This window comes from Agarivorans sp. (assembly GCF_050295395.1).
Lineage (GTDB): Bacteria > Pseudomonadota > Gammaproteobacteria > Enterobacterales > Celerinatantimonadaceae > Agarivorans.
In genome coordinates this window covers 1-9,090 of the sequence record NZ_JBNKPP010000304.1, presented here as the reverse complement: position 1 = coordinate 9,090, position 9,090 = coordinate 1, and the positions used below count along the sequence as shown (strand labels likewise).

The 9,090-nt window shown below is 44.5% G+C and carries 13 protein-coding genes; 2 read left to right on the top strand and 11 right to left on the bottom strand.

The features are described from left to right. Positions 1–231, bottom strand: a 231-nt coding sequence (locus ACQY6Q_RS18315) for an AsmA family protein (RefSeq protein WP_427983642.1), incomplete at its 3' end; no start/stop codon positions are given. A gap of 114 nt (positions 232–345) precedes the next feature. Beyond that, entirely contained in the window at positions 346–990 is a 645-nt protein-coding gene (gene udk, locus ACQY6Q_RS18310; protein WP_427983640.1) for a uridine kinase, read from the bottom strand. A gap of 332 nt (positions 991–1,322) precedes the next feature. Here udk and metG point away from each other — a divergent pair, with 332 nt between their 5' ends. Beyond that, a complete protein-coding gene (gene metG, locus ACQY6Q_RS18305; RefSeq protein ID WP_427983639.1) occupies positions 1,323–3,368 on the top strand; it encodes a methionine--tRNA ligase in 2,046 nt (681 codons plus the stop codon). Positions 3,369–3,449: 81 nt separating this feature from the next. Here the strand turns inward: metG and ACQY6Q_RS18300 are convergent, their stop codons facing one another. Further along, positions 3,450–3,725, bottom strand: a complete 276-nt coding sequence (locus ACQY6Q_RS18300; protein ID WP_427983638.1) for an acylphosphatase — start codon at positions 3,723–3,725, stop codon at positions 3,450–3,452. Positions 3,726–3,728: 3 nt separating this feature from the next. Beyond that, on the bottom strand, positions 3,729–4,328 hold the full coding sequence (locus tag ACQY6Q_RS18295; protein WP_427983636.1) for a GNAT family N-acetyltransferase: 600 nt from the start codon (positions 4,326–4,328) through the stop codon (positions 3,729–3,731). A 352-nt stretch (positions 4,329–4,680) separates the two neighbouring features. Here ACQY6Q_RS18295 and moeA point away from each other — a divergent pair, with 352 nt between their 5' ends. Next, positions 4,681–5,913: a molybdopterin molybdotransferase MoeA gene (moeA, locus tag ACQY6Q_RS18290; RefSeq protein ID WP_427983634.1), complete on the top strand. Its 1,233-nt coding sequence runs from the start codon at positions 4,681–4,683 to the stop codon at positions 5,911–5,913. 58 nt (positions 5,914–5,971) lie between these two features. Here moeA and moaE read toward each other — a convergent pair whose 3' ends face one another. The 7 genes from moaE to ACQY6Q_RS18255 form a co-directional block, all read right to left on the bottom strand. Continuing rightward, positions 5,972–6,415, bottom strand: coding sequence for a molybdopterin synthase catalytic subunit MoaE (gene moaE, locus ACQY6Q_RS18285; RefSeq protein ID WP_427983633.1), 444 nt, complete (start codon positions 6,413–6,415; stop codon positions 5,972–5,974). Further along, entirely contained in the window at positions 6,416–6,664 is a 249-nt protein-coding gene (moaD, locus tag ACQY6Q_RS18280) for a molybdopterin converting factor subunit 1 (RefSeq protein ID WP_427983632.1), read from the bottom strand. A 3-nt stretch (positions 6,665–6,667) separates the two neighbouring features. Then, positions 6,668–7,150, bottom strand: coding sequence for a cyclic pyranopterin monophosphate synthase MoaC (gene moaC, locus ACQY6Q_RS18275; protein ID WP_427983631.1), 483 nt, complete (start codon positions 7,148–7,150; stop codon positions 6,668–6,670). Positions 7,151–7,154: 4 nt separating this feature from the next. Further along, positions 7,155–7,667: a molybdenum cofactor biosynthesis protein B gene (gene moaB / locus ACQY6Q_RS18270; RefSeq protein WP_427983630.1), complete on the bottom strand. Its 513-nt coding sequence runs from the start codon at positions 7,665–7,667 to the stop codon at positions 7,155–7,157. Further along, entirely contained in the window at positions 7,664–8,251 is a 588-nt protein-coding gene (gene mobA / locus ACQY6Q_RS18265; protein ID WP_427983628.1) for a molybdenum cofactor guanylyltransferase, read from the bottom strand. Before mobA ends, moaB begins: the two co-directional genes overlap by 4 nt. Positions 8,252–8,328: 77 nt before the next feature. Further along, positions 8,329–8,460: a TIGR02808 family protein gene (locus ACQY6Q_RS18260; protein ID WP_083481454.1), complete on the bottom strand. Its 132-nt coding sequence runs from the start codon at positions 8,458–8,460 to the stop codon at positions 8,329–8,331. 15 nt (positions 8,461–8,475) lie between these two features. Further along, the gene (locus ACQY6Q_RS18255; RefSeq protein WP_427983626.1) at positions 8,476–9,051 is read right to left on the bottom strand and encodes a NapC/NirT family cytochrome c; all 576 of its coding nucleotides are present in this window, start codon (positions 9,049–9,051) and stop codon (positions 8,476–8,478) included. Positions 9,052–9,090: the final 39 nt, after the last annotated feature.

The window sequence follows — 9,090 nt, the reverse complement described above, 5'->3', positions numbered from 1 at the left end:
ACCAAATTCAGGTGGGTCGACTAAACGAAGTTTGCCCAACTCAAAGCCGATGCTAGGGAAAAAGCGCCAAGATAAATCCCCTTCTATTACCAAGTCTCGCCCGGTCGCTTCTTTAGTTTTATTCACCAACAGCTGTTTAATATCGTCGGTATTAACTAAGGAAACGGCCACCACTATTACTACAACAAAAGCAATCAGCACAGCGGCTATAACATAAAGCAACTTTTTCATAATCTTCCCTAACAACTAAGTCATATCAACAACAGCTTATACTATTGATGATAAGTGAGTGACTTACAAATAATGCGCTCAATCTCTCAGCACTGGAAACCGCAAAACCGCGAGTTAAGAAGCCAGTAAATGACGAATTTTGGCATTAATAATATCGATAGCAATGCGATTTTTACCGCCGCGAGGTACGATAACATCGGCGTACTGCTTAGAGGGTTCAACAAACTGCAGAAACATCGGACGAACCGTATTGTTATATTGTGCCAATACCGAATCTAAAGTGCGCCCACGTTCCTTTACATCACGTTGTATGCGCCGAGCCAAACAAATATCCAGTGGCGTATCTACGAAAATACTGATATCCAATTGTTCGCGTATTGCCGGATCGGTAAATAACAAAATGCCTTCCAATACAATGATCTTGGTGGGCGCAACTGTTTTGGTTTCTGGTAAACGATTATTCACTTTATAGCTGTACTGCGGCTGCTCGATGCTAATACCTTGTTTTAACAGTTTTAGCTGACTAACTAATAAGTCGTGGTCCATCGACTTGGGATGGTCATAATTGGTTAGCTTACGCTGCTCTGGCGTAAGATGGCTCTGGTCTTTGTAATAGCTGTCTTCATTAATGACGGCAATACAACTGTCCCCTAACTCTGCCCGAATATCATTAACAATAGTTTGGGAAAATAAACTTTTTCCAGAAGCCGATGCACCTGAAATACCAATTACGACAATATTATGATCTTGATTTTGCATAGAATAAGCCCAGTAAGTTTGCCGCAATTATATGCTCAAGCTTAGCATTAGTCATCAATAGTGGCCTTCGAAAGCCCGCTTTTAAGCAGATTTTAGTCACCAAGTATAAGCGGGAATTGATTGCTTAGATTATTGAACGCAAGGCGACAAATCTCCCTAAGCACTACATTGAAATTTGTCTTGGCGAGTAACAAATTTTTCTGCTTAAGTGAGTGTGCATAAAGCGAAAATCCTTGGCCAAACAACATCTCCCCCTAGGCATTATCCTTAGCTTAAGGTAACATTGGCTGCCTTGAATTACCTGTTAATTGACTGAGCTTACGTTAAATCCCATGACAAACGAACAACGCAAAATACTGGTCACCAGTGCCTTACCCTATGCTAATGGCCCTATCCACTTAGGCCACTTATTAGAATACATTCAAACCGATATCTGGGTTCGTTTCCAAAAGCTGCGTGGTAATCGCTGTACCTACGTGTGCGCCGATGACGCCCACGGCACTCCCATCATGCTAAAAGCTCAGCAATTGGGAATGACACCGGAACAGATGATTGAACAGGTTCATAAAGAACACAGTGCGGATTTTAAAGATTTTCATATTGAGTTTGATAATTACCACTCAACCCATAGCCCCGAGAATCAGGCGCTGTCTGAAGAAATTTATAACAAGCTAAATCAAGCCGGGCACATTAAAACAAAAACAATTTCTCAATTGTTTGATCCTGAGAAAAACATGTTTCTGCCTGATCGCTTTGTTAAAGGTACTTGCCCTAAATGTGGTAGTGAAGACCAAAACGGTGATAACTGTGATAACTGTGGCGCCACTTATAGCCCTACCGATTTAGTCTCTCCTAAGTCGGTGATTTCTGGTGCCGAGCCGGTGCTAAAAGATTCTGAGCACTACTTCTTTGACCTACCCGCTTTTCAAAACATGCTCAAACAATGGACGATCTCTGGTTCTTTACAGGAAGAAATGTCTAACAAACTCAACGAATGGTTTGAGCAAGGTTTACAACAATGGGACATCAGCCGCGATGCGCCTTACTTTGGTTTTAAAATTCCTAATACCGAAGACAAGTATTTCTACGTTTGGTTGGATGCGCCGATTGGCTACATGGGCAGCTTTAAAAACCTGTGTGATAAGCGTGACGATTTAGACTTTAGCGATTACTGGAGCAAAGACTCAGACGCTGAAGTCTATCACTTCATCGGCAAAGATATTATCTACTTCCATAGTTTGTTCTGGCCAGCAATGCTAGAAGGTGCGGGCTTCCGCAAGCCAAGCAGTGTATACGCGCACGGTTACGTAACGGTAAATGGGGCCAAAATGTCTAAGTCTCGCGGTACCTTTATTAAGGCCCGCACCTACTTAGACCATCTCGACCCGGAATACTTGCGTTATTACTACGCCGCTAAGCTCAATAACAGAATCGATGATCTAGATTTAAATCTTGATGATTTCGCTCAGCGGGTTAATTCTGATTTGGTTGGTAAAGTGATTAACATTGCTAGCCGTACCGCCGGTTTTATTAACAAACGCTTTGACGCCACCTTATCGGCCACCGTGAGCAAACCGGAGTTACTGCAAGAATTTATCGATGCAGAACAAACCATTGCCGCCTTTTATGAAGGACGAGAGTTTGGCAAGGCGATGCGCGAAATTATGGCGTTGGCAGACAAGGCCAATCAGTATATTGCTGAGGAAGCACCTTGGCAGCTAGCCAAAGAAGAGCAAACAATAGAGCGCGCTCATCAAGTCTGCTCTATGGGCATCCACCTATTTAAGATACTGATCACCTACTTAAAGCCTGTGCTTCCACAACTAGCACTAAAAGTAGAGCAATTCTTAAACGTAGAACTAACTTGGTCAGAAATTGGCACGACTTTGGTATCGCACAAAATTGAAAGCTTCAAAGCCTTAATGCAGCGTATCGACATGGACCATGTCGCGGCCATGGTTGATGCCTCTAAAGAAAGTTTAAGCCAAGCTGAACCCGAGCCTAAGCAATCCGCTAATAGTGAAGCCGTAAGCAAGATCGAACCCATCGCCGATACCATTAGTTTTGACGACTTTGCCAAAATTGATTTACGGATTGCCCGCATCGTGAAAGCCGAGCATGTAGAAAAAGCGGAAAAACTATTACGTTTGGAGCTAGATCTTGGCAATGAAACTCGCCAAGTATTTGCTGGCATTAAATCTGCGTATGCGCCAGAAGACTTACAAGGAAAGCTCACCGTGATGGTGGCTAACTTAGCGCCGCGTAAGATGCGTTTCGGCGAGTCTCAAGGCATGGTGCTAGCGGCCGGCCCAGGTGGTAAAGACATTTGGGTATTAAGCCCTGACGACGGTGCCCAACCCGGCATGCGAGTCATGTAATTTGAAAGGCGCCTCTAGGCGCCTTTTTACTTCTTGCTGCACTCTACTTAAAGCTTGCTCAATACACTTAGCAATATGCCACTAGTAACTGCTAAATCGAGTACAACGGGGCTGCTCAATAGCAACAAACTCTAATGTTTCAACGCTTTCTACCGCAGAATACGGTGAGGCACTATATAAAAAATTCAACAGCTTAAGTAAGTCTGCTTCGCTTCCCTCGGCGTAAACTTCTACATCACCCGATGCCAGATTTTTAGCGTATCCGACCAACTTCAGTTTGGTCGCTTCAACCTGAACATGATAACGATAACCTACGCCCTGTACCCTACCCTTAGCCAAAGCCTTTAAACGAAACACGAGTTACCCCATTAACGGTTTGTTTTCTTTAAGTAAAGTATAGTTGAAACGAGGTGAACTATGATGGCTAGGCTCTAAAGCAACCTTGCAGTTTTCCAAATCCAGACAAAAATAACGCTGCAACTGATATTGAGCATTAAGCTGTTCAACTTCATCAAAGCCAAATTGGCTTAACGTCCAGCGCAACCTTTCATCTCGACAATTACAAATCAAACTCAGCAAACTAAAACCTTGTTTTTTTGCATAGCGGCGAGCCCAATCAACCATTAACTTGGCTAGGCCTTTACCTGCGAATTCACGCGCCACCGTAAGCTTATGCATAAACAAACTCGCTCGCCTGATATTGGCATCAACTTCTATACCGCCGCTACGGTTGTTTAGTACCATCGCCGCTACTGGTTTGCCAGCCAAATAACCCATATACATTTCATCTAAGCGATAATTGGCTAACAACGAATGAGGCGTTATTTGGTCAAACTTCCACAAAGGCTCCCCTCTAGATTCAAACCAGTTTGCGGCTTCCATTAATAGCTCACAAAACTGGTAAAGTTCGATACTGGAAATCGCTCGAACTACCAAACTAGGTGTCACCTCACTAGACATATCTACTCCCTTGCACCAGAAAAACGTGATCCAGAACCACTTGTAAACGGTATGTTATACAGTATAGGCTTAGGTTAAAAGTAATTACTGAAAATTTATGCCCATTTAATGCCTAAAACGTCCTAATTACACAGCGGTTATAATCTCAGTTTGCGGCTAAAGATAATGAAAATGCCGCTATTTAACAAAAGCAGCCTATAGATACGCCAAAGTTGCAACAGTTGTTAGCATTATCAACCAATTAAGTTAGACTAGTGGTGAAGTGATGAAGCCAAATAAAAATGCGATAATTTAAGCTAAATAGTAAAAAATCACCCCCGTTTCCTCAGATAATCGAATAACAGGATCTTCAATGGATTGTTGCAATCAGTCAGGCTTAATGCCTTTAGAACAAGCCCAGTCAAGCTTGCTTAATCAAGTATCATGCAAAACCCACATAGAGAACATAAACCTTGAATCGGCCTTAAACCGCATATTAGCCGAAGACATTGTTTCACCGCTGAATATCCCACCGTTTGATAACAGCGCCATGGATGGCTACGCCCTATGCGCAGAGCAACTGCCGCCAAATGGCACACTACCTTTAGCCAATAAGGTACTAGCGGGTGATACTCAAGAGTACTCCTTAATTCCCGGCCACTGTCTAAGAATTATGACCGGCGCCCCGCTACCTCAAGGGTGCGACACCGTAGAAATGCAAGAAAACACCCAACAATTTGACGATAACATCGTATTCACCCAAGCATTGAGCAAAGGCAAAAACGTTCGCTTTAAAGGTGAAGACATCAAGCAAGGTGACATCGTGATTCATGCTGGCACCAAACTCAATGCCAGCCACATTGGCTTACTTGCCACACTGGGGATTAACCGGGTTAGTGTACAAAGCCGGCTAAAAATTGCGTTGTTGTCTAGTGGGGATGAATTAGTCGCGCCCGGACAAGCACTAGAGCACGGTCAAATCTACGACAGCAATCGCTTTGCCATACGCGCATTACTGGAAAAACTTCCGGTCGAGATCATCGACTTAGGGGTTATCCCAGACGACCAAACACGATTAAAAAGTGCCTTCCTTGACGCCAATCAACGTGCCGATGTAGTAATTAGTAGCGGCGGAGTATCGGTCGGAGAAGCCGACTATACCAAGTTAGTATTAGACGAATTAGGTCAAATTAACTTTTGGAAGCTGGCCATTAAACCGGGCAAGCCCTTCGCGTTTGGCCAGCTTAGCCAAGCCTATTTTGTAGGGCTACCCGGAAACCCAGTATCGGCCTTTGTTACCTTTTATAAATTAGCAATGCTAGTGATTGCCAAGGCCAGTGGTTGGAACTATCAAGCGCCCTTAAGGTTACCAGCCTGTACCACGAACAAACTCAAAAAATCACCGGGTAGAATCGATTTTCAGCGCGGCTACGCCGAGCTTAACCAACACGGACAATTGCAAGTCAGCAGCACCGGAAAACAAGGCAGCGCTATATTTACCAGCCTTAGCCAAGCCAACTGCTTTATAGTTTTAGAACAGCAAAGAGGTTCGGTAGAAGCAGGCGAACAAGTCACTATCGAAATGTTTGGCGAGCCCATTGTGTAAATTGTAATGTAAACCTGTCTTGAGTTTACGCTTAACTCAAGACAGGTTTAGTTAGCACTCAAGACCACTTCTGTTTAGCTTTAACATCACTTTGCCGTGCATCTAGCCAATTATCACCTTGGGCACTGCGTTCTTTTTTCCAAAAGGTCGCTTCGGTTTTCAGGTAGTCCATAATAAACTGGCAAGCGGCAAACGAGGCCTCTCGGTGCGGGCTATTAACCCCAACAAATACGATCTGCTGATTCACCTCAAGATCGCCCACTCGATGAATCAAACTGACATCTTGAATTGGCCAGCGTTGTTTGGCTTGCTCAACAATTTTTAGCAACTGGCTTTCCGTCATTCCAGGATAATGTTCCAGATGCAAGCCGCTCACCTCAGAGCCTAAATTCATGTCGCGGACCAAGCCGACAAAAAACACGATGGCTCCAGCACTACTGCGCTGCTTTAACAACTGATACTGCTCAGCGACGTCAAAGTCTTCAGTTTGAACCTTAATCATTTATCCACCCGTTACCGGTGGGAAAAATGCAATTTCATCACCATTATGCAAAGCCACTGGCTGACTAATGTGTTGCTGATTCACCGCCATCAATATTGAACTGTCGGCTAGGGCCTGCCATTTATCGCCGCGCGCTATTAACTGCTGCTTTAAATCTTGGCTATTTTCACCGTCAGCCAACTCTACTTGAGTAGCCACCTCACCTAACTGTTCTTTTAGGCGTGCAAAAAAAAGTACCTTAACTAACATTTATTAACCTTCTTCAGCGATAAACTCACCCGACTTTCCACCGTGTTTTTCAAGCAATTTTAACTCGCTAATCACGATGTCTTTTTGCACCGCTTTACACATGTCGTAAATGGTCAGCGCAGCGACACTGGCCGCGGTTAAGGCCTCCATCTCGACACCAGTTTGCCCCTTGAGTTTTACTGTGCTCAGCACTTTAATCTCACCCGCGGCTTCGTCTAAGCTTAAATCAATGGTGACTTTACTTAACATCAAGGGATGACATAAAGGGATCAAATCTGAAGTTTTCTTAGCCGCTTGTATGCCGGCGATTCGAGCACAGGCAAACACATCCCCTTTATGGTGTTCGCCTGCCACTAAGCTGGCTACCGTCTGCTGATTAATTTTTATCAGCGCTTGCGCCTTGGCGATGCGTTTGGTCTCGGACTTGTCCGACACATCAACCATCACCGCTTCGCCCTTGGCACTAATATGACTGAACTGACTCATAAATCTAACCTACATGCGGCACAAAATTACACGGTCTGTGAGTGCTATTTAACTGCTCTAACAATATTTTTTGCCAAGCAGTCTTACAGGCGTTAGTTGACCCAGGGACACAGAAAATAACGGTTTTGTTGGCAAAACCAGCTAAGGCACGGCTTTGTACGGTAGAAGTACCAATTTCTGTGTAAGAAATATATCTAAACAGCTCACCGAAGCCTTCTATATCTTTATCGAATAAAACTTTTACTGCTTCTGGGGTATTATCCCTTGCAGTAAAGCCGGTGCCACCAGTCGTAATAACACAATCAACCTTTGGATCGGCTATCCACTGGCTCAGTACCGCACGGATCTGGTAAACATCGTCTACCACAATTTTTTTATCCGCTAGGCTATGCCCTGCTTCAGCTAGCGCTTCAGCCAAGTAACGACCAGAGCTATCTGTAGTTTCATCACGCGTATCTGATACGGTAAGCACTGCAATATTTAAAAATGTTTGTTTATCGTTGGCCAAATGGCTCATGATTTATCCCCGACGAATTGTTGCACTTGCTGCCACTGCTGCGGCGTATTGGTATTAACCAAGGCACCCGCCCACTGCGAAGGTAAGCTAAGTTCAGTGGCTTTAATAGAATGAAGAAAGGTTTTAATTGATCTTTGTTTAGCCTGCGGATAGTCCAACACGGCTTGCAAACTAGCTCGGTTAGCTTGAGTAGACTGCACAATAATTGGAAATACGCTGTTTTCACAAAAATAATTCCCCGGCGCTGCGCGATACTGCTCTAGTAAGTAATGCAATAGCTGTTGGTGAATTAACGGCATGTCAACCGGAATAAACAAACAGCATTGCTCGGGCAGCGCCTCTAGGCAGCTAGCGAGGCCAGATAAGGGACCTAGAGAGGGTTGTTGATCGGCAATACAGTTAAACTCTGAATAGCTGCCACTGACTAGCGCGGGTGTGGGCAATACCGACTCTAACAACTGAAGCTGAGCCGCCAGCAAACTACGCCCTTGCCAGTTAAGCTTGGCTTTATCTTGACCCATACGGCGAGATTGACCGCCAGCGAGCACCACACCTGTAATAGTAACGAAACAGTTTGTGTCCATTCAGTTCAGCTTAAAACGACTTAATAGGCTAATAATGCCTACTAAGCCCGTGAATTAAAAGACTTGTTACCAACAAGTTACTGGTCTTTATCCCATTTGGACAGGATCGCCAAAGAGACGATAGCCACCCCAATAAAGCCCATCACCAATATGGTTGGCATGGCCGCATAACCCAATACGTGCCAAATAATCGATTCTAAGGTACTCATGTATTTTCCTTGTCTTTATTGCCAGCCTTCAACACCACTCATATCCGGTAAACGGTGGGCAATGCCTTTGTGGCAGTCCACACAGGTTTTTTCACCACTGGCAAGGGCATCTTGGTGCTGGGCAACACTACGCGGGCGCTGCTCTGAAAAGTCCATGTAATCAAACTCATGACAATTACGGCACTCTTGGGAGTCATTGCTCTTCATACGGTGCCATTCTCGGCTCGCCAAATACTTACGGCGTTCTTCAAATTTTTCTTGAGTACTGATGGTACCCATTGCAAAAGCCACTAGCTCTTTACTGGCCTGAACTTTACGAACAATTTTATCGGTCCAGTTATGAGGCACATGACAATCGGAGCAAATTGCCCTTACCCCTGAACGGTTGGAATAGTGAATGGTTTCTTGTATTTCAGCCACAATTGGCGCATGGCAGCCTGAACAAAAGGCTTCAGTATTGGTGGCTTCCATACCGGTGTTGAAAGCCCCCCAAAACAAAATACCGCCAATAAAGCCCAGCGCCAACACCAGCCCCACCGCGGCTTTACTCGGTGTGCGAAGCTTTCGCCAAAATGCTTTTAATAACTTCATAATCTAGCCTCGGTTAAACTCATGCTTAGCGTAAAGACT

Bases quoted from the DNA above. Each gene is read 5' to 3' on its own strand.
- ACQY6Q_RS18260 (WP_083481454.1), bottom strand. From the start codon at position 8,460: ATGAGTACCTTAGAATCGATTATTTGGCACGTATTGGGTTATGCGGCC.
- moeA (WP_427983634.1), top strand. From the start codon at position 4,681: ATGGATTGTTGCAATCAGTCAGGCTTAATGCCTTTAGAACAAGCCCAG.
- moaC (WP_427983631.1), bottom strand. From the start codon at position 7,150: ATGAGTCAGTTCAGTCATATTAGTGCCAAGGGCGAAGCGGTGATGGTT.
- ACQY6Q_RS18295 (WP_427983636.1), bottom strand. From the start codon at position 4,328: ATGTCTAGTGAGGTGACACCTAGTTTGGTAGTTCGAGCGATTTCCAGT.
- ACQY6Q_RS18255 (WP_427983626.1), bottom strand. From the start codon at position 9,051: ATGAAGTTATTAAAAGCATTTTGGCGAAAGCTTCGCACACCGAGTAAA.
- udk (WP_427983640.1), bottom strand. From the start codon at position 990: ATGCAAAATCAAGATCATAATATTGTCGTAATTGGTATTTCAGGTGCA.
- mobA (WP_427983628.1), bottom strand. From the start codon at position 8,251: ATGGACACAAACTGTTTCGTTACTATTACAGGTGTGGTGCTCGCTGGC.
- metG (WP_427983639.1), top strand. From the start codon at position 1,323: ATGACAAACGAACAACGCAAAATACTGGTCACCAGTGCCTTACCCTAT.
- moaB (WP_427983630.1), bottom strand. From the start codon at position 7,667: ATGAGCCATTTGGCCAACGATAAACAAACATTTTTAAATATTGCAGTG.
- moaE (WP_427983633.1), bottom strand. From the start codon at position 6,415: ATGATTAAGGTTCAAACTGAAGACTTTGACGTCGCTGAGCAGTATCAG.
- moaD (WP_427983632.1), bottom strand. From the start codon at position 6,664: ATGTTAGTTAAGGTACTTTTTTTTGCACGCCTAAAAGAACAGTTAGGT.